Source organism: Sphingomonas hankookensis, assembly GCF_022664465.1.
In the GTDB taxonomy this organism is placed as follows: Bacteria; Pseudomonadota; Alphaproteobacteria; order Sphingomonadales; family Sphingomonadaceae; genus Sphingomonas; species Sphingomonas hankookensis.
The window spans coordinates 31,715-51,950 of sequence record NZ_JAKREV010000005.1; the positions used below are offsets into that span (position 1 = coordinate 31,715).

16 protein-coding genes are annotated in these 20,236 nt (G+C 67.8%); 6 read left to right on the forward strand and 10 right to left on the reverse strand.

Annotated elements, in window-relative coordinates; genetic code table 11:
- Window positions 1–40: 40 nt before the first annotated feature.
- Window positions 41–466, reverse strand: coding sequence for a DUF2946 family protein (locus MF610_RS13500; RefSeq protein ID WP_242197684.1), 426 nt, complete (start codon window positions 464–466; stop codon window positions 41–43).
- A gap of 92 nt (window positions 467–558) precedes the next feature.
- Between MF610_RS13500 and MF610_RS13505 the strand changes: the two genes are divergently transcribed.
- Together MF610_RS13505 and MF610_RS13510 are read left to right on the forward strand one after the other, a co-directional pair.
- Window positions 559–2,064, forward strand: a complete 1,506-nt coding sequence (locus MF610_RS13505) for a tryptophan halogenase family protein (RefSeq protein ID WP_277924121.1) — start codon at window positions 559–561, stop codon at window positions 2,062–2,064.
- Entirely contained in the window at window positions 2,061–2,732 is a 672-nt protein-coding gene (locus tag MF610_RS13510) for a DUF6445 family protein (RefSeq protein ID WP_242197689.1), read from the forward strand. The genes MF610_RS13505 and MF610_RS13510 overlap by 4 nt, the downstream gene beginning before the upstream one ends.
- A 22-nt stretch (window positions 2,733–2,754) precedes the next feature.
- Here the strand turns inward: MF610_RS13510 and MF610_RS13515 are convergent, their stop codons facing one another.
- Both MF610_RS13515 and MF610_RS13520 read right to left on the reverse strand, forming a co-directional pair.
- Complete coding sequence (locus tag MF610_RS13515) at window positions 2,755–4,800, reverse strand: hypothetical protein (protein WP_242197692.1); 2,046 nt, start codon at window positions 4,798–4,800, stop codon at window positions 2,755–2,757.
- A 57-nt stretch (window positions 4,801–4,857) separates the two neighbouring features.
- On the reverse strand, window positions 4,858–7,407 hold the full coding sequence (locus tag MF610_RS13520) for a TonB-dependent receptor domain-containing protein (protein ID WP_242197695.1): 2,550 nt from the start codon (window positions 7,405–7,407) through the stop codon (window positions 4,858–4,860).
- 146 nt (window positions 7,408–7,553) lie between these two features.
- Here MF610_RS13520 and MF610_RS13525 point away from each other — a divergent pair, with 146 nt between their 5' ends.
- Window positions 7,554–9,800 (forward strand): glycoside hydrolase family 3 N-terminal domain-containing protein, encoded by a 2,247-nt coding sequence (locus tag MF610_RS13525; protein ID WP_380870565.1) that lies wholly within the window; start codon window positions 7,554–7,556, stop codon window positions 9,798–9,800.
- Between the two features lie 271 nt (window positions 9,801–10,071).
- Here the strand turns inward: MF610_RS13525 and MF610_RS13530 are convergent, their stop codons facing one another.
- The 7 genes from MF610_RS13530 to MF610_RS13560 are packed head-to-tail and all read right to left on the reverse strand — an operon-like array spanning window position 10,072 to window position 17,229.
- A complete protein-coding gene (locus MF610_RS13530) occupies window positions 10,072–10,965 on the reverse strand; it encodes an aldo/keto reductase (RefSeq protein ID WP_242197701.1) in 894 nt (297 codons plus the stop codon).
- Window positions 10,962–11,960, reverse strand: a complete 999-nt coding sequence (locus tag MF610_RS13535) for a DUF1861 family protein (protein ID WP_242197703.1) — start codon at window positions 11,958–11,960, stop codon at window positions 10,962–10,964. The genes MF610_RS13530 and MF610_RS13535 overlap by 4 nt, the downstream gene beginning before the upstream one ends.
- Window positions 11,957–13,015 carry a glycoside hydrolase family 130 protein gene (locus tag MF610_RS13540; RefSeq protein ID WP_242197706.1) on the reverse strand — a complete coding sequence of 353 codons (1,059 nt, stop codon included), beginning with the start codon at window positions 13,013–13,015 and terminating at the stop codon, window positions 11,957–11,959. The genes MF610_RS13535 and MF610_RS13540 overlap by 4 nt, the downstream gene beginning before the upstream one ends.
- A gap of 23 nt (window positions 13,016–13,038) precedes the next feature.
- Window positions 13,039–13,878 carry a carbohydrate ABC transporter permease gene (locus MF610_RS13545; RefSeq protein WP_242197709.1) on the reverse strand — a complete coding sequence of 280 codons (840 nt, stop codon included), beginning with the start codon at window positions 13,876–13,878 and terminating at the stop codon, window positions 13,039–13,041.
- Window positions 13,875–14,750, reverse strand: coding sequence for a carbohydrate ABC transporter permease (locus MF610_RS13550; RefSeq protein ID WP_242197711.1), 876 nt, complete (start codon window positions 14,748–14,750; stop codon window positions 13,875–13,877). Before MF610_RS13550 ends, MF610_RS13545 begins: the two co-directional genes overlap by 4 nt.
- Complete coding sequence (locus tag MF610_RS13555; protein ID WP_242197715.1) at window positions 14,747–16,030, reverse strand: ABC transporter substrate-binding protein; 1,284 nt, start codon at window positions 16,028–16,030, stop codon at window positions 14,747–14,749. Before MF610_RS13555 ends, MF610_RS13550 begins: the two co-directional genes overlap by 4 nt.
- Window positions 16,027–17,229, reverse strand: coding sequence for a glycoside hydrolase family protein (locus MF610_RS13560; protein ID WP_242197718.1), 1,203 nt, complete (start codon window positions 17,227–17,229; stop codon window positions 16,027–16,029). Before MF610_RS13560 ends, MF610_RS13555 begins: the two co-directional genes overlap by 4 nt.
- A 207-nt stretch (window positions 17,230–17,436) precedes the next feature.
- On the opposite strand from MF610_RS13560, the gene MF610_RS13565 reads away from it, so the two are divergent.
- From MF610_RS13565 to MF610_RS13575, 3 genes are all read left to right on the forward strand, one after another.
- Window positions 17,437–18,510, forward strand: coding sequence for a LacI family DNA-binding transcriptional regulator (locus tag MF610_RS13565; RefSeq protein ID WP_242197721.1), 1,074 nt, complete (start codon window positions 17,437–17,439; stop codon window positions 18,508–18,510).
- The gene (locus MF610_RS13570) at window positions 18,507–19,592 is read left to right on the forward strand and encodes an ABC transporter ATP-binding protein (protein ID WP_242197724.1); all 1,086 of its coding nucleotides are present in this window, start codon (window positions 18,507–18,509) and stop codon (window positions 19,590–19,592) included. The genes MF610_RS13565 and MF610_RS13570 overlap by 4 nt, the downstream gene beginning before the upstream one ends.
- 151 nt (window positions 19,593–19,743) lie before the next feature.
- On the forward strand, window positions 19,744–19,929 hold the full coding sequence (locus MF610_RS13575; protein ID WP_242197727.1) for a hypothetical protein: 186 nt from the start codon (window positions 19,744–19,746) through the stop codon (window positions 19,927–19,929).
- The last annotated feature ends 307 nt before the right edge of the window (window positions 19,930–20,236 follow it).

Sequence of the window (20,236 nt, forward strand, 5' to 3'; positions counted from 1 at the left end):
GTCGGCACGCGCGCACGAAGGCGACGCGGACCGGACGGGATCAGGCGGTAACGGGCGGCCCGCGCAGCGGCGGACGGAGATGGGCGGGGAGCGCCGCAGGGAGCGCCACGACGATGCGCAACCCAAGCGCGAGGACGAAGGCGACCGCGATCGCCAGTACGACCGGGTCCGCCGCCGCCAGCGACGGCGACTGGAGCCCGGCAAAGGCGCAGGGCTGCGGCTTGTTGTCATGCTGTTCGCCATGCCGGTCGTGCCCGCCATGATGCGCCGCCATGCCCGGCATTCCGGCCATCGACGGCGGTGCCACGACCGGCCCCGTACCGGAACACACCGCGATGACGAAGCGGCCGTCGACGATCGCGGGCATAAACCCCGCGGGTATCAGCGCCTTCATCAGCAGCGCGACGCAAATCGCGAACACTGCCAATGCGTTATGCGTCAGGATAAGGCGGCGGAGGCGAAGCACGCCCCTGCCCTAGCCGAGCAGGATCGGCTTGTCATGCCACGCGTCCGCGCTTCGCGGTTCTCAACGCCCGGCGCGCGGGCTAGCATCGGCCCATGGAAGCACCGGACCGAATCCGACGGGTCGTCATTCTGGGAGGAGGGACCGCCGGGTGGATGACGGCGGCGGCGCTGTCGCGCAGTTTCGGCGATAGCGTCGCGATCATGCTGCTCGAATCCGAAGCGATCGGGACGGTCGGGGTCGGCGAGGCGACGATTCCGACGATCCACTGGTTCAACGAACTGGTCGGCATCGACGAGGGCGAATTCCTGCGCGCGACCCGGGCGACGTTCAAGCTGGGCATCGAGTTCGTCGACTGGACCGCGCCCGGCCATCGCTATTTCCATCCCTTCGGTCAGTTCGGTGCGGCGCTGCCCGGTGTCGCCTTCCACCATCGCTGGTTGAAGGCGCAGGCAGACGGGCTCGACGTGCCCCTGCCCGCGCTGTCGCTGGCGGCGCAACTGGCGGCGCAGGGCCGGTTCGCCAAACCGGCCGGCGATGCCCGCTCGATCCTGTCGACCTTGGGCTATGCCTATCATTTCGATGCCGGGCTGTACGCCGCCTATCTACGCCGGTTGAGCGAAGCGGCGGGCGTGACGCGGATCGAAGGGATGCTGCACCATGTCGAGCGCGACGGCGAGAGCGGCTTCGTGCGCCTGCTGACGACCGACCGCGGCGATCGGATCGCGGGCGACCTGTTCATCGACTGCTCGGGCTTTCGCGCGCTGCTGATCGGCGAGGCGCTGGGCGAAGGCTATGCGGACTGGTCGCACTGGCTGCCGTGCGACCGGGCAGTAGCGGTGCCGTGCGCGCGGGTGGCCGAGACCACGCCCTATACCCGCTCCACCGCGCGGGCGGCCGGGTGGCAGTGGCGCATCCCGCTGCAACATCGCACCGGCAACGGCTATGTCTATGCGAGCCACTATCTGTCCGACGACGAAGCCGCGGCGACGCTGCTCGGCAATCTCGATGGCGAAGCGCTGGCCGAACCGCGCTTCCTGCGCTTCACTGCGGGCACCCGGCGGCGGCCATGGCGCGGCAATGTCGTGGCGATCGGGCTGGCGTCGGGGTTCCTCGAACCGCTGGAATCGACCAGCATCCACCTGATCCAGAGCGGCATCACCAAGCTGCTGACGCTGTTCCCCGACCGCAACTGCGACCCCGCGCTGGCCGACCGGTTCAACACCGTGTTCGCGCGCGACATGGACGGGATCAAGGACTTCCTGATCCTCCATTATCACGCGACTCGCGGCCGCGATGAACCATTGTGGCAGCATTGCCGGACGATGCCGCTCCCCGAAACCCTCGTCGCGCGCGAGGAACAATATCGTCGCTCGGGACGGCTGATCCTCGAACCCGACGACCTGTTTCGCGAGGCGAGCTGGCTGGCGGTGCTGAACGGTCAGGGCATCCACGCCATCGGCTATAACCCGCTCGCCGATACGATCGACGCGGCGACCAATCGCGCGCAGGTGCGTCAGATCGCCGACGTGATCGCACGCGCTGCGCCGACGCTGCCGCTGCACGATGCCGCGCTGGCGCAACTGATCGGGGCGGCATGACCCCGCCGGACATCGTCGCGCGGCGGATCGGCGATGAGCGACAGCCGATCGCAATCGTCGATCACTTCCATCCCGATCCGCAGGCGCTGCGCCGGTTCGCCGCTGCCGCCACCTTCGTTCCGGGCCGCAACCATTATCCCGGCATCCGCGCCGACCTGCCACCCGGTTATTTCGACGCGGTCCGCCCGTCGCTGACGACGGTGCTGACGCAGGTGTTCGGCCATCGCGGCGGAATCGCGCTGCTCGATGCCAGCTTCTCGATCGTGACGACCCCGCCCGACCGGCTGTCGGTTGAACAACGTCTTCCCCATTTCGACGCGGTCGACCCGGCGCGTATCGCACTGGTCCACTACCTGAGTGACGATCAGGGCGGCACCGCCTTCTACCGCCACCGGACCACCGGGTTCGAGACGATCGATGCCGCACGGGCGCCGGGTTATCTGGACGCGGTGTCAGGTGAGGTCCGCGAACACGCGCCCTCGCCCGCCTATATCGCCGGCTCCACCGCGCAGTTCGAACAGCTCTCGGCAGTCCATGCGCGGAGCAACCGGGCGGTGATCTATCGCAGCGCCCTGCTCCACAGCGGCGCGATCCCGCCCGATACGGCACTGCCCGACGATCCGGCGGAGGGGCGGCTGACGGTTACGGCGTTTCTGCTGCTGCGCTAGGGTGACGTCGTCCGATCAACCGTTACCGCACCGCCCGCGGCGGCTGCACCGCCAGATAGACCGTGCTCCACAGCTGTGCGGCGTTGGATTCATCGACGTCCTGCTTGCCCGCGCCGAACGCGACGACCCGGTAGCGGCCGCCCTGATAGGCCCACGACCACAGCTCCGAACTCTGCGTCGCGCGCGTCGCGTTGATCGCGCGCCACAGCGTCGCCTGCGCCCGCGTCAGCACCGCGCGGGTCGACGCCGGCAGGTCGCGGCGGGCGAGTTGCCGCTCCAGCCCGGCGGCGAACAGCGCCTGCTGCCACGACCACACCACCGCGCCGTGATAGGCGGCGGGGGTGAAGCGCCCCTGCACCATGGCGTCGGTCTGCGCGGCATTGGCGACCAGCATGCCGATATCGGTCATCAGTCCGGCAGGGAACGGACGCATCGCGGCGGTGACATAGGTGTCGAGATCGGCCGCCGACGGTTCGGCGAACATCAACGCGAAGCCTTCGTCCGAGTTGACGATCGGGATCGGCCGTCCGCCATCGTCGAGCGCGATCGCGTGGAAGGTCAACGGTGCGGTGCCGAGCGACGCCACCGCCGGCGCGGCAGGAATGCCGAGGCTGCGCGCATAGCCTTCGATCCGCGGCTTGGCCTGTGCAGCGGGCAGCGACACCCGGAACATCGCCGGGGCGCGGTCGCGCCAGACGGTCGCCATCGCTTCGGCACGCGTCAGGGCGGCACGGTCCTCCGCCGTCAGATAGCGGTCGAGCAACCCGGCACGCAGCAATCGCGCGGCCGATTCCAGCGCGGCGGGCACGAACACCGCATTGACGTCATAGGCATAACGCCCGCGCCCCAGCCCTTCCTCGCTATCGCGCCACTGCCCGGTCAACCGGCCCTTCCCGATCGCGATCAGCCGCGCATAGTCCGGCCGGTCGGCGAAGGGACGCGCGGTATCGAGGACGAAGCGCAGGTTGCGCACCAGCGCCTTGCCGACCGGTGCGGTCGTGCCGGGCATGCCTTCGCTGACCAGCGGCCTGTCGAGGAACGCGCGGGCGGTAGCGGCATCGCCGTGGTCCAGCAGATAGGCCGCCGCGACCGGCGCCAGCATGTAATCGTCGTCGACCATCGCATAATCGAGCACCGCCGCATCGCCGCTGCCGCCATGCTGGCGCCGGTCGACCACGGCGAACTCGCCGATGCCCTCTTCATGCGCGACATCGCCGCGCGCATCGAGCCGCGCGAGCACCGATCCCAGCCCCGCCTCGATCGCCTGCGGTTGCAGCACCGGCATCAGCAGGCGCAGCGACATCAGCGTGTCGCGCCCAAAATAGGTCTGGAACCGCCACGACCCGGCGAGGAATTTCTCGCGGTAGCTCAGGAAGCGGAGCGCGTTGCGCGCACCGGGATCGTTGGCGGCGCGGGCGTTGAGCAATTCGTTCTGGGCAAGGCCGGTCAGCGGCGTCTCGCCGCTCGACGCGGTGATCTCCATCCGGATCGGGCGGCCGGCATCGGCGACGATCGCCCCGTTCCGGACGCTGCCCGACAACAGCCGGACCTGCAGCAGGTAACCGGGCTTGCCGTCGAGGCGCGCGCGGCTCCAGCGGATGCTGTTGCCGACGATCACCGGATCGACCCCGACCTCTTTCGGAAACCGCCCGACCGACTGGTAATCGCGCAGGAAACGGATACTGGACAGCACCGCCTGCTTGATGCGCAGTTCGGGTGCGTCGATGCTGGCGATGGTGACCACCGCCGGTTGCGGTCCGGCGATACCGGGCGCGGTGGTCGGGTGCGGCGGCTGTTCGAGGCGCCACGTCGCGGCGCGCGCGACGCTCTGGAACCACAGCCCGACGCCGCTATTGCCCGCCGGAAACGCGACGAGGATGCGCGGATCGGTGCCGTTGCGCAGCAGCAGGTGCGCTGCGACCGGCCCCTCGCGGACGAAGGCGTTGAGGTTCTGCCCCTCGGTCAGCTGATAGGCGAGCTCGGGCGCCCTTGCCGGCCGCTGCGCCACCGCCAGTCCCGTTCCCGCCAGCATCGCGCCGGCCAGCATCCACCGCACCACGGTCTTCATGCGCCAAACCCCTTCACTATCGGGGTGCCATGGGTCCGCCACGGCACCCCCGGACGTTCAGAACCGGAACGTCAGCGTCCCGCCATAGGTCGGGCCGACGATCCCGCGGGCGTAGAAGAAGCCGTCGGTGATCGCCTGCGTCTGCCCCTGCCGCGGATTGCCCTCGGTCAGTCCCACCACGTCGAACACGTTGTCGGCGTTCAGGTTCAGCTGCACCCGCTGGCTGAGGTTCAGGTTCACGCCGATCCCGGTCACGCCATAGCTGGGCAGCGCGATGCCGTTGCCGTTGTCGGCGAAGATCTTGCCGACGAACTTGTAGCGGGCATAGATATCGCCGACCCCGTTGGGCAGCGTCAGCGTCGGCAGGATGGTGAACAGCTGCGCCGGTGTACGTTCGGGGCGATTGCCCTCGAACGCCGCGCCCTGATCGACGCCGTCGAGTTCTAGGTTGAGCAGCTGCGGGTCCTGGAACACACCTTGGAAGTCGACCGAGAACCACGTCGTCGGCCGCACCACGAAATCGATCTCGACACCCTTGGTCCGCAGATCGGCGTTCAGATTTTGCTGTTGCGAGGGGTTGGAGGGGTTGGCGAAATTATAGTTCTGGTTGTCGAAATTGGTGCGGAAGACGGTGGCCGAGCCCGAGAAGATGCGCCCATATTGGTAACGGACGCCCGCTTCGTAGAGCTCGATCGTGGTGATCGGGTCGACATTGTTGGTCTGGAACCCGTTGGCATAGCGGGCATAGACCGAGAAGTTCGGCGTCAGCAGATAGTTCGCGCCGACCGTCCACGATGCCTTGCGCTGCGTGCGCTGGCGCACCGTGTAGGTGCCATCGAAGCTGGACCCGACGTTGCGCACCACCCCGCCGACACCGGCGGGTACCGGCTGGTTCACCGCCAGCGCGTTGCCGTCGCGTGCGGTCGCGTCGTCGCTTTCCCAGCGTACGCCGCCATCGACGCGCAGGTTGCCGAACGCGACTTCGTCGTTGACGTAGAGCGACACCGCAGAATCCTTGCGGTCGCGGATGCCCGCACCCCAGTCGCCATAGGAGACGAGGCCGTTGTCCGACAGCGTGCCGATCACGTTGTTGCCGGCATCCAGCGCGACGATGTCGTAGATGTCGCTGTTGGTCTGCACGCCGTTGACGACGCTGGCGGTCGCCGACTGGTCCTGCGCACGCTTCACGTTGTAATACATCGCGCCCGCGGTCAGCGAGTTCTTGAAGCTGCCGGTATCGACCTCCCACCGCCCGCCGACATTCGCGCCGAAGTCGCGCCCGTCGATATAATCGTGGTTGAGCACGGTGCGCTGCAGGAAGCCGTTGCCGTTCAGCGCGCCCAGTTCCGCGGTCTGGTTCTGCCCCAGCACCACGCCGGTGCGTAGGTCCTTGATCCCGAAGCGCACGGTGTTCGGGAACGCCCGCGCGCCCAGCGTCAGCAGGTCGTTGATCGGCGAATTGGCACCCGGCGTCAGATAGTTCTGCGCGGTGGTCAGCCCGGCGTTCCCCGTGCCCGACCCGGGGAACAGGCCGTTGAAGTCGTACGAATATTTCAGATAGCGGGCGTGTGCGAACAGGTCGATCGTGTCGCTCAGCGGCTTTTCGATGTCGAAGCGCACCTGCGCGGTCTTTGCCTTGATCCCGTCGCGATAGCGGAATTCGCGAAAGCCGCCGGGATGCGCGAAGGTCGATACCGGCACCGCGATATTGGCGAAGGCATCGCCGCCGACATTGCCGTCCTGCGTATCGAGCCCCGGAATGCCGCGGATCTCGCCACCGTCGAAGCGGTACGGCATCGTCGCGTAATAGGCGTTCTCGACATCGCCACCCTTGGCCGACAACCGGGCATAGCCGCCATCGTCGAAGCGATATTCGAGCATCCCCTTCAACCGCCATCCGGCATAGTCGAACGGGTTTTCGCGCACGCCCGGGCTCGACTGGACATAGCCGCCGATATTGAAGGCAAGGTTTTCGGCCAGCGGCTGCGAATAATAGAAATCACCGCGCTTCATGCCGTAATTATAGGCGGTGACGCGCGCCGCCCCTTCGGCTTCCTTGAAGTTCGGGCGCTTCGAGATGAAGTTGATCGTCGCACCGGCACCGTTGACGGTCAGCACGCCCGACGACCCGCCCTTGACCGCTTCGAGGCGATCGATGGTCAGGTCCTGGTCGAAGAAGAAGTCGGCACCGCCGCCGCCGTACAGGATCGGCATACCGTCTTCCTGCAGCTGTACGAAACGCTGGCCGCCGCCCTGAAGCCCGCGGACCGAATAGTTGTTCGAGACGGCACCGGCGGTCGCTTCGACGAAGATGCCGGGGACCAGTTCGAGCATGTCGGCGGTCGAACGCGGCGCGCGGCGGTCGATATCGGCACGGTCGGCGAGCGTGATATCGGCCGAAGCGGTGATGAGCGGGCGGTCGCGCGAGGTCGTGCCGGTGACGACGATCACGTCCTGCGCATCCTCGTCGGTCGTCGCGGTCGCGGCATCGTCCGGCGGTGTCGCGGCAGGTGCGACCGGTGTGGTCTGCGCCGAGGCGGCGACCGGCAGCAGTGCGGCGCCGGCCAGCAACGCCGCCCGCGCGCCGAAGCGGTTGAATGTCAGCATGATCCCTCTCCACCCTTGTCGTGCGCCCCGGTATGCCGGGAACCGGTTACAACTAGACCTCGGCCAATCGGCCTGCAATCATGGTATACAGGCGACAATCAGATCGGAGCCGGGATGTGGCGGACGGGCAACAATCGGTGCGATCCCTGCCGCTCAGTCGAAGGAACGTGTTAGGCGCCGCACTGCTGGCGGGTACCGCCACGCTGCTGCCGGCACGGGCGCATGCCGCGTCCGACAGGGTCGAGGCATTGATCGCGCGGATGACGCTGGCCGAAAAGGCGGGACAGCTCAGCTGTTTCAACGACGAGGTGCGCCCGGTCGGCGCGGTGTTCAATCCGGTGGTCGATCCGCGTGGGGGAGAGGCGATGCTGGCCGATATCCGCGCCGGGCGGATCGGCATGCTGTTCAACGGGTACGGCGTCGCGGGCGCACGGCGCGCGCAGGAGGCGGCGCTGGCCGGCCGGCTGCGCATCCCGCTAGTCTTCGCCGCCGACGTGCTGCACGGCTGCCGTACGATCTTTCCGATCCCGCTGGCCGAGGCGGCGGCATTCGACGCCGACCTTAGCGAACGCGCGGCGCGGGCCGTCGCGTGCGAGACGGCGGCGGGCGGGCTCCACTGGACCTTCGCGCCGATGGTCGACGTCGCGCGCGACCAGCGCTGGGGCCGGGTGGCGGAGGGTGCGGGCGAGGATGTGCTGCTCAACCGCCTGCTCGCCGCCGCGCGCGTGCGGGGGTTTCAGGGAAGCGACCTGCGCCGCGCCGATGCGCTGCTGGCGACGCCCAAGCATTTCGTCGGCTATGGCGCGGTGCGCGGCGGGATGGAATATGCCGCAGTCGACATGAGCGCGGCCGAACTGCGCGAGACGTTCCTGCCGCCGTTCCTCGATGCCTTTGCCGCAGGCGCGGGCGCGACGATGGCGTCGTTCACTGATTTCGGCGGGGTACCGGTCAGCGCCAACCGCCCGCTGCTGACCGACCTGTTGCGCGGCGAGCTGGGATTTCAGGGCGTGTGCGTGTCGGATTACGACGCCGACCGCGAACTGATCGCCCACGGCATCGCCGCCGACGAGGCCGATGCCGCGCGCCTCGCCATCCTCGCCGGGATCGACATGTCGATGCAGAGCGGGCTGTTCGTCCGTCACCTGCCGGCACTGGTCGAAAGCGGACGGGTACCGGTCGCGGCGGTCGATCAGGCGGTGCGACGGGTGCTGACGCTGAAAGAGCGGCTGGGGCTGTTCAACGATCCGTTCCGGTCGATCGATGCGCGGGCCGAGCGACGCGAGACCGGGAGCGTGGCCATCAAGCGGATGGCGCGCAAGGTCGCGACGCGATCGATCGTGCTGCTGCGCAACGATGGCGATCTGCTGCCGCTGCCCCGCGCGGGCAAGCGCATCGCGCTGATCGGGCCGTTCGGGGCGGACAAGGCGAACCTCAACGGGCCATGGTCGTTCGCGGGCGATGCGAAGGACGGGATCGACGTGGCGAGCGGGTTGCGCGGGGTCATGGCCGATCCGGCACTGTTGACGGTCGAGGCGGGCAGCGGCGTGACCGAACCCCTGCCCGGCGGGACCGCGCGGGCGGTTGCAGCGGCGCAGGCGGCCGACGTGGTGCTGCTGGCGATCGGTGAAGGCGGCGACATGTCGGGCGAGGGCAACAGCCGGACCGAGATCGTCGTGCCGGCGGCGCAGCAGGCGCTGGCCGAGGCGATGGCGGCGACGGGCAAGCCGGTCGTCGTCCTGCTGCGCCATGGTCGCGCACTGGCGCTCAGCGGCGCGGTACGCGACGCGCCAGCGTTGCTGGCGACGTGGTTCCTCGGGGAACAGACCGGGCCGGCGGTGGCCGATATCCTGTTCGGACGGGTCGAGCCGACCGGGCGGCTGCCGGTCAGCTTTCCGCTGACGAGCGGGCAGCAACCCTGGTCGTACGACCGGCGCAGCACCGGGCGGCCCCCGCCCGACGATCAGCCGATGGCACCGGGGCGCAGCCATTGGCGCGACGCTCCCGACCGCGCGCTGTACCCCTTCGGATCGGGCATGGGCTATACCCGCTTCGCGCTGTCCGACCTGTCGGTGCCGGCGGTGGTGGCGACGGGGGCCGACGTGCCGGTGTCGGTGATGGTGCGCAATGTCGGCAAGCGGGCGGGCACGACGCTGGTGCGGATCGACCTGCACGACCGCGTCGCCAGCCGGACGCGCCCGGTGCGGCAGATGAAGGCGTTCGTGCGGGTCACGCTGGCGGCGGGGGAAACGCGGCGGATCGACCTGCGGATCGCGGCGCGGGAACTGGCGCTGGTGGCGAGCGACGGGCGCTGGCGTGTCGAGCCGGGTGCGTTCGACCTGTGGGTGGTTGCAGGCGATGGGGTCGAGATGCAGGGTGCGTTCGAGGTGCGGTGAGAGGATTGGTCATCGACCCGGCCATCGTCCCCCGGTAGCAACCAGACGTCATCCCAGCGAAGGCTGGGATCTCCCGGTTGTAGCACGCGGCAGGAACCGCTTGAGACCCCAGCCTTCGCTGGGGTGGTGTTTCCCCGCCAATAGATCACACCCTCGTTACCGTCACCCCGGACTTGATCCGGGGTCCCGCTTCTTCTTCTGGCGGCGGGTAGAAGCGGGACCCCGGGTCAAGCCCGGGGTGACGATGGGTTTGGGGAGCGCGTATCTTCCCTTACGGCAACCCCGCGCCCATTCCCGCCTGCAGCACCGCATACCATTCGGCATGGGTCCACCCGACCTGCACCGCATCGGCGGCGGCGCGGATGCGATCGGGCGTCTGCGATCCGACGATCGGGATGATCCGCGCAGGGTGGACCATGCTCCACGACAGCGCGGCGGTCGCGGCATCGACGCCGAAGCGCGCGCCCTGTTCGGCCAGCAGCGCGCCTGCCGGATGGCTGCCATCGGTCAGCCGCCCGCCGCCCAGCGGCGACCAGCCGAGCACCGTCATGCCCCGCGCCATCGCCTGATCGAGGGTACCGTCGTAGAGCGGGGCGGTGTGCAGCGGCGAGAATTCGGGCTGGGTGCTGACGATCGGGTGGTCGAGGAACGCCTGCAGCGCGTTGACCTCCGCCGGGCTGTGGTTCGATACGCCGACCGCGCGCACCTTGCCGTCCGCGACCATGCGGGTCAGGCTGGCAGCGACCTCCTGCGGATGGGTCAGGAAATCGCGGCGGTGGATCTGGTACAGGTCGATCCGCTCGATCCGCATCCGGGCGAGCGAGTCGTCGACCGCTTGGCGGAGATAGGGCGCGTCGGAGCGATAGGGATTGCCCGGGCGGATGCCGCCCTTGGTCGCGATCACCATCCGGTCGCGCAACTGGGGTGCTTCCGCCAGCACGTCGCCGAACAGCGCCTCAGCCGATCCGAAGCCGGCGGGCGTGTCGGTGCCATAAATATCGGCGGTGTCGAACAGCGTGATGCCGGCATCCAGCGCCGCCTCGACCAGCGTACGGCCATTGGCGACGCTGCCCTTGAACCGCCACATCCCCCAAGCGAGCGGCGAGACGAGGATATCGCTGGCGCCAAGCGCGCGGGGGGCAGGATCGATGGTGAGCATGGTCATGCCTGTAGCCGCCGGGCCGGCGCGATCAACGACGATACGTCGCTGGCGGCGGTGGCGCGGGCGAGCGGCACGTCGAAGGGATAGGCGATCTCGACCCAGTGCGCCTCGGCATCCGACGTGCCGGCATAGAGGCGGGTGACGTCGCCCGTCACCTCGATGCCCGAGGAGAAGACGACATCGACCAGATCGGGGCGCTTGGCGGCACCGGGGGCGAACTGGTCGCGCCCGGCGAGGACGGTCAGGTCGCGCCAGCCATGGCTTGCCGGATCGAACACGAAGGCCACGGCGTAATAATGCCGCGCGCTGTACATCGTATCGTCCTCGAAATAGGCGATGTGCGCGATCAGCCCGACCTCGCCGTTCGCCAGTAGATGCGCCTCGTTCACTCCGCCCCAGTCGAGCGGGTGGAACATGCCCGTCAGCATCGGCGCGGCGTCGATCGCCGCGACGGTGAGCGCGTCGAGCGACGCAACCTCGGTATAGCCGATCGTACCGCGCCCGCCCTTGGTGCCCCGCGGCCGGGTGAACACCGCGACCCGACCGTCGGCCAGTTCGCACAGGCGGATGTCCTTCATGCCGAGCGGCCCGGCGAAGCACGGCGTCAGGTCGAAGATGTCGCGGCCGCGATAGAAGACCGTCCACCATTCGGGCTCACCCGCGCCGAAGCGGACCTCGACCCCGCCGAATACCAGCTCGCCGCCGATCATGGTGACGAACGGGTCCTGGAGCGCGAAGCGCGGCGCGCCGTCGATCGGGTGCCACACCCCGTCGGCTTCCTCGAAAAAGATCGCCGTCGAATGTTCGCTGTCGCGCGCCTCGACCCGTCCGGCGATCACCGTTCGGCCGGCCGAGGGGAACGGCGCGGAGATGTTGTAGACGTCGAGGCCATCGACCCCGGCAAACACCAGCCGCCCCGTCCGCCCCTGTGGCGGGCGGTCGGCATAGGCAGCGTAGCGGGTCTTCACGCGGGGAATATTCTGGTCGTGCATCGTCATACTCCCATCGCCCGCCACAGATTGGGCAGCGCCACCGTCCCCAGCGCCATCACCCGGTCGGCGGCGCCGTAATAGACGCGCAACCGGTCGCCCTCGACCAGCGCACCGCAGCTGAAGACGACATTGTCGAAGAAGCCGCGCACCTCATATGCCTCGGCCGGTTCGGCCAATGGCACCGCCAGCCGCGCGCGGACGATGCGCGGGTCGTTCAGGTCGAGCAGCAGCGCGCCGAGGCGGTAGCGCTGGTCGGCATCGACCCCGTGATAGATTTGTAGCCAGCCGCGATCCGTCTCCATCATCTGCGCACCGCCGCCGATCTTGTTGCCCTCCCAGCCGCCCGGCACATGGCCGGCGAGGTGGCGGTGGTCGCCCCAGTGGAGCAGGTCGGGCGAACTGGCGATCCAGATTTCGGGCCGCCCGAGATGCAGCGGCGCCGGGCGATGGAGGCACCAATAGCGTCCGTCGATCTTGCGCGGGAACAGGCACACGTCGCGATTGTCCGGCGCGTGGATGATGCCCAGCCGCTCGACGGTCACGAAATCGTCGGTCACCGCCAGCGCGGTGGCGATGCCGAGGTCGGAGACGGCGGTATAGTTGATGTACCAGCGCCCCTCGATCGCGGTGATCCGCGCGTCCTCGCACCCGAAGCGTTCGCTGCGGTTCGCGGGGAACAGGAACGGCGCGTCGTCGACGACGAACGTCTCGCCATCGCTGCTGCGGGCGAGGCGCAGGTGCGACAGCGAGGTGAGGAACACGTCGCGCGGATCGGCGCGCGACCGCACCATGCGCGGGTCGGAAAAGTCGTAGGCCGGATCGTCGCTGCGAAATCCGCGCGTCGTGCAGGTCCATGCGCCATCGATTTCCTCCAGCACCGGCACGCGCACCTCGCCCGCCCCTACGCCGGCGACGCTTTCGGCGACGCGGACCAGCAGGATCGTCTGATCGCCGAACGTCGTCACGCCGGGGTTGAACGTGCCGTCGACCTGCCAGTCGGGGCGGCTGGGGCGGACATGTTCGGGCGCGACGATCGGGTTGCGCGGGGAACGCTGTAGCATCGGGAATCCTTGTATAGCGGCCGTCACTTCAGCGACAGCGACATGCCCTGGAGGAAATGGCGGCGGAACAGCAGGAACAGCAGCACCAGCGGCAGCGTCTGCAACACCGCGCCCGCCATCACCGGCCCGGCATAGCCGCCATATTGCTTGCTGAACGTCGCCAGCAGCACCGACAGCGGCATGCGGTCGGTGTCGGAAATCGCGATCAGCGGCCACAGGAAATTGTCCCAGGTGCCGGTGAAGGTGAACAGCGCGACGATGGCGATAATCGACTTGTTCAGCGGCACGACGATCTTCGTCACCGTCTGCCATAGGCTGGCGCGGTCGAGGCGGGCGGCGTCGAAATACTCCTCCGGCATGGTCCGGAACGACTGCGACATCATGTAGATGCCCCAGCCCGACATCATCGACGGCAGGATCAGCGCGCCGAGCGTGTTGAGCAGCCCCATTTGCTTGACCAGCACGAACAGCGGCAGGATGAACATGCTGGTCGGGATGACCATCTGCAGCAGCAGGAAATCGCCGAACAGCTTTCGCCCCGGAAACCGCATCCGGGCAAGCGCGAAGGCGATGAAGGCGGAGGTCAGCAGCACCGACGCGGTGACGGTCAGCGTCACCACCGCCGACACGCCCAGCGCTCCCAGGAACGGCCGGTCGAGCTTGTCGGCGGTCGCGAACAGGAAGGCGAAGTTGTCGAGCGTGAAATCGCCCTCGAACAATCCGGTATTGTAGATTTGCGCCGCGGGTTTCAGCGACGCGGCGACCATCCATGCGAACGGATAGAGCCAGCTGAGCGCCAGCGCATAGATCGCGATCGTCGCCGCCCAGCCGCCGGGCGTCCGCTTCGACAGGAACGCCTTCATGCCAGCACGACCTTTCGTTCGAACAGCCGCCGGGCAAGCTGCACCAGCGCATAGGTGACCAGCGCGACGAGGATGCTCATCATCGCTGCATGGCTGGGTTGCAGGCGGCGGAACGCGGTTTCGTAGATCATCATCTGCGGCGTGGACGTGCTGTCGCTGGGGCCACCACCGGTGATGATGAACGGTTCGGTGAACAACCCGAACGATACGAGGATCGCGAAGGTCAGCACCATCATCAGCTGCGGGTTCATCATCGGCAATGTGATCCGCATGAGGCGCGTCCACGGCCCGGCATGGTCGAGCCGCGCTGCGTCGTAGATTTCCTTCGGGATCGCCAGCAGCCCCGAATAGAGGATCAGCCCGTAATAGCCGACGAACTTCCACGCGACGACCAGCGCGATCGCCAGCAACGCCAGCGTCGGGTCGTTGGTCCACGGCACCCGCACCCCTGCCAACTCGAACAGCATCGCGTTGAGCGGCCCGGTCGAGCTGAACACCTTGGCGAACACCAGCGACAACGCGACCCCCGAAGACACGTTCGACAGCAGGAAGCAGAGCGCCACGAACGCCTTGCCTCGCCCGACATGCTGCAACCCGAACGCGACGATCAACGCGCCGCCGAACGCGATCGGCAGATAGAAGCCGAGGAACCGCACGACATTCCACAACGCTTGCAGGAATTGCGGGTCCTGCACCGTCAGCAACAGGTTGCGCGCGCCCGTGAACACCGGTTCGTCGAAAAAGCGCCACTGCGTCACCGACAGCTTCGCCAGCCAGAAGAACGGATAAGCCCAGAAGACGGCGGTGAAGAGCAGATAGGCGCTGGCCAGCGCCGCACCGATCACCGCCTCGCGCGACCAACGCATCGTCATCCCTGTACCTCCAGCATCCGATCGGTCCGCGCGACCGCATCGGCCAGTGCGGCGGCGGGCGCGGTCGTGCCCAGCATCAGCGGTTCGACCAGCCGCGCGCTCATGATCTTCTGGATATCGATCGTATGTTCCGACAGCGCGGGCGGCCGCGCGGTCGCGACATGATCGGCATAGGCGCGCGCGAGCGGGTTGCCGCGATAATAGTCGGCAAAGGCGGGATTGGTCAGCAAATCGTCGCGCGCGGGCGACAGGCCGGTACGCTGCAACCACAACAGGTTCAGCGCCTCCTCGCCCAGCACCCAGCTGAGGAACGCGAACGCCTCACGCTGCACGTGGCTGCTGCGGAAGATCACTACGCCCTTGCTGTCGGAAAAGGTCGATCCCGGGCCGGCCGAGCGGACCGGCGCGATCATCGGCCCGACCGCGATCCGGGCCAGCGTATCCGGATAGATATCCGCGAACCGCTCGATATCCCATGGGCCTCGCACCGCGCCCGCCGCGAGCCCCGACACCAGCGGTTCCTCCGCATCGAAATCGGGTGCGGTCCAGCCCTGCCGGAACATCCGTTCGATGAAGCCCGCCGCCTGCGCCCCGGCGGCATTGTCGTACAGCGCATGGTTGTCGGCGAGGTACGGCTGTCCGTTCGATGCGGCGTAATAAAAGGAAATGAAGTCGAACCAGCGATCACGCCAGTCCCGACCGGCCAGCACCTGCATTCCATAGCGCGACTGACGGACGCCATAGCGCTCGCAGAAGCGATACACGTCGTCGTAGGTGACGGGCGGCGCGGACAGGCCGTGGCGTTCGAGCAGGTCGGCACGCCACCAGATCAGCGTCGGGCTGGAATAGATCGGCAGCGCGACGACCTGCTCCCCCCGCGTCCAGCCGGGCATGATCGTGCGCATGCGCCGCCGCTCCAGCAGGGGGCCGTAGCCGGGCATCGACGCGAGGTCCGCAACCTGTCGCAGCGCGGCCAGTTGCATGGCGAAGCCCGAAAAGATGTTGGTGCACAGATCGGGCTCGGTCCCGGCGACCAGCGCCGACAGCACGGTATCCTCCGAATTGCCCGCGGTCGGGATGGTGGTGAACGATACCGGCAGGCCGAGCTTCGCCGCGTTCCATTTGGCGACAGCGACCTTCCAGAAGCTCTCCTCCGCCGCATTGGGCGCGACCCATAACTGAATGCGGTCGGTGCGCCGCTCCGCGCGCTGGCCACCGCAGCCGGCGAGCAACGCCATGCCGCCCAGCGCCAGCGCCAAGGCGTCGCGCCGGCTGGTCACGGCAGCGGGGTGCCGTGGAGCGCGGTCAGCGCGAACAGCCCCTCGATCGTCGATTCCGCGCCCGCATTCGGATTGACCGATCCCTTGCCATTGATGCCGTCGAGCACGCGCCCGCTGGCCGGATCGTAGATCGCCCGGCCGGCATCGTTGGCGCCGGTGAACCAAGTCGCCAGCCGTTCGGCGGTGGTGCGGTAGCGCGGTTGGCCGGTCTGACGATACGCTTCGGTCGCGGCGAGGATCATCGGGCTGATGCCATAGGCGATCTGCGGGAAGCGCTGCGCCTGAGGGGCCGCGAAGCCGTCGCCCATATTCTCCAGCGTGAAGGCCGAACGCATTCCCGCCTTCAGCAGATGTGGGTAAAAATGATCGACCTCGCGCAAGGCGCTGTCGATGAAGTCGCGGCGGTTGAGCAGCTTGCCAGCGCGCAGCAGCGCATAGGCCTGCGCATTGCCCCACGCATGCCACTGGTTGCGCCAGCTCAGATGCACGCCGTGCGGGAAGCGCTGTGCGTCGCCCGCCTGCATCACCAGCATCCCCTCGCCGATCCGCTCGATCAGCGCACGCGTCGCCGCGTCGTTGGTCCGCCGGTAATGCGGCAACAGGCCGAGCAGCGCGGTCGATCCGGCATCGGCGCCTGATTCAAGCGGCAGCCACGTCGGCACGATGATATTGGCGACCCTGGTGGTGCCCTTCGCATCCACCGGCAGGTCGCGCTTGAGATTGACGACGACGCGATCGGCCGCCGTCCGGGCCCGGGCGGCGGTAGCGGCAGGCAGGTGCGGCAGCGCCGCCTCCAGTCCCCAGAGCGCGCGCAGCGACCACCAGTTCAGTTCGGCCAGCGAGGTGCGGTATTCGCGGTTGATCCGACCGTCACCCCACAGGAAGTTGTGGAAATAGCCATTGTCCGCCTGCATCCGCAGCACGAACTTCGTCAGCAGATCGATCTGGTGCAGCCGCCGCGCATCGGGGCGCGGCGTGGCGGCGAGCAGCACGATCGCGCGCGCCACGTCGTCGACGCAGGTAAAGCCCTCGCGTGGTTCGATCGCGAAGCGGAAATCGGGCGCCTCGCTATAGATATGCACCACTCCGACCCGCTCGCTGCCGATCGTGGTTTCGGCATAGAGATGATCGAGATGCGCGAGGTTGACGCGCGGGATGGTGGCGGAAGCGGTCGACTGTGCGATTGCGACCGGCAGCATGACCGGCGCCGTGATACCCAGCAGCGCAGCGCACAGAAGCGATCGAACGCGCAAGGTCTTCCTGCCGACCATCGGGATCGCTCCTCTCCTGCACCCCCGGCGGTTCCAGGTGGATATGTTTATCGTTAAACATTGGCGGTTGCAGCTGTCAAGGCGGCGGGTTAGGCAGGACCCGAGACGGTGGAACAGCCACCCGGAGAGGACGCCATGGCCCGCGCGAAACGCGCCACGCTCAAATCGATCGCATCCGACCTGGGCGTTACCCACACGTCGGTGTCGAACGCGTGGAACAACCCGGCCAAGGTGTCGAAGGAGCTGCGCGACCGCATCTTCGCCCATGCCGCCACGGTGCATTACGAGGGGCCGAACCCGGCGGCGCGGTCGCTGCGCACCGGACGCTGCGGCGCGATCGGCGTGCTGTTCAACGACCAGCTGAGCTATGCGTTCACCGACGCGCACGACATCGCGTTCCTGCGCGGCATCTCCTCCGTGTGCGAGGAGGAAGGCGCGAACATCGTGCTGATTCCGTTGAAGGACAAGCATCCCGAACGGCTCGACAACCTGACCGCGATCGTCGACGGCTATATCCTCAACGCGCCGTACAAGAGCCATCCGACGATCCGCAAGGCGCTGGCCCGCCGGCTGCCGACGGTGGTCGTCGACTTCGACGCGCCCGAATTGCCGAGCGTCCTGACCAACGACCGCGCGATGATGCGAGAGGTCGTGTCGCACCTGCTGACGCTGGGCCATCGCCATATCGCGATCGTCACCTTTCCGTGGTCGCAGGATCATGGCGAGATATTTACGCTCGGCCACGACGTGTCGGACGAGAATCATGTCGTCCACGAACGCGTATTGGGGTGCCGGGACGCGTTTGAGGCGGCGGGCGTCGCGCCTGACGGCGTGCTGGTGTGCGAGACGCCCAATGACGAAGACGGCGGGCAGCGCGCGGTCGACCGGTTGCTGCGGCGTCGGCACGACCTGACCGCGATGGTGTGCTTTTCCGACCGGCTGGCGCACGGCGTCGTCGCGCGGTGCCAGGCGCTGGGGCTGTCGGTGCCGCGGCGCATGTCGGTGACCGGCTATGACGGAATCGACCCGCCCGGCCGCCCGTCCGAGGGGATGAAGCTGACCACCGTGCGCCAGAACGCGTTCGAGAAAGGGCGCAAGGCGGCGGAAGCATTGCTGTGCGCCCCGGTACAGGCGGGCACGCCGATCCGCATCGCGGCACAGTTCGTTGCGGGTGACAGCAGCGCGGCGGCATGGGAGCTGACCGAATGAGCGCATTGGTGCTGGAGGGGCTGACCAAGGCCTATGGGGGCACGCAGACGATCCGCGGCATCGACCTGACCGTCGCGGCGGGCGAGTTCGTCGTGCTGGTCGGGTCGTCGGGCTGCGGGAAATCGACTGTGCTGCGGATGATCGCCGGGCTGGAGAGCGTCAGCGGCGGCCGCATCCGCATCGGTGATCGCGACGTGACGCGCGTGCCGGCGTCGGACCGCGGCGTGGCGATGGTGTTCCAGTCCTATGCGCTCTACCCGCACATGAGGGTTGCCGAGAATCTGAGCTTCGGCCTCAAGAACATGAAGGTCGGCAAGGCGAAGATCGCGGAAGGCGTCGCCCATGCCGCGCAGATACTGGAACTGGACGCGCTGCTCGACCGGATGCCGCACCAGTTGTCGGGCGGACAGCGGCAGCGGGTGGCGATCGGCCGGGCGATCGTGCGCGATCCCGAGATTTTCCTGTTCGACGAACCGCTGTCCAACCTCGACGCCGACCTGCGCGTGCGGATGCGCCACGAACTGGCGGCGCTGCACCGGCGGCTGGGCGCCACGATGATCTATGTCACGCACGATCAGGTCGAGGCGATGACGCTGGCCGACCGGCTGGTGATCCTCGACAAGGGCGAGATCGCGCAGGTCGGCACCCCGCTGGAGGTCTATGACCGCCCGGCCAACGTGTTCACCGCGGGGTTCATCGGCAGTCCGCGGATCAACCTGCTCGACGCGACCGTCGTCGGACGCGAGGGCACGACGACGCGGTTCGAGACCGCCGGGGGCTTGCGCTTCGCCTGCGACTGCGGTCCTGCGCTGGGCGTGGAGGATCGCGCGACGCTGGGGCTGCGGCCCGAGCATTTGCGGCTGGAAGCGGGTGCCGACGGGACCCCACTGCCGATGACGGTCGAGGCGGTCGAGGCGCTGGGCCATTCGACCTATCTCTACGGCCAGCTGGCGACGGGCGAGGCGTTCCGCGCGAAATTGGACGGGCATCACGCCATCACCGGCACCGTCACCCTCCATGCCGATCCGGCGCGGATATTGGTGTTCGATGCCGCCGGACAGGCGGTCGCGAGCGCCGCCTAGGACGGATACGGCGCAGGCGAACAGGGTAGAACGACGCAACCGGACGATCGGTTCCGCCTTAACCGATTGCTAGCCAAGGCAAGCTATGTTTTAGCCGCACAAGCGGTGCGCCGGGCGGCGTCCGCACAGGCTGCAAGGGATCTGACGGACGATGGTCGAGACGGCGGTGTTCACCTATGGGTTGTTGGCGAGCTTCATCCTGTCGGCGGCATCCCGCAACCAGCGGATGCAGCGGCCAAACCCGCCGATGATGACCTATCTCGGCTATGTCCTGCTGGGCATGTCGGCGGCGGCCGCGGTGCTGCTCACCGGCTATGCCGTGTGGCAGCTGGCGTAGGGACTACCCTGCTTCCCCGCACGTGATCCGGGGCTTTCTGCGAAAGTCCTCATTACCCGAGCTTTACGGTACCCCCGCGCAGGCGGGGGTACGGTGGATTTGTGGTTGAGCGCGCGGCTTTCGCGGGGTCTCAAGCTACTCCGGGGCAACAAAAAACCAATCGCGCCCAACCTTCCAATGTCCACCGTACGTTAGCGCACAAGACCGCTTGCCGGCCGACAGGTTGATCGTTAAACCTAGCGCTTCCTTCCGCAGCGATGGCCGCACGAACGGCCACGACCAACCGGAAGCGATAGGGAGAGGATTC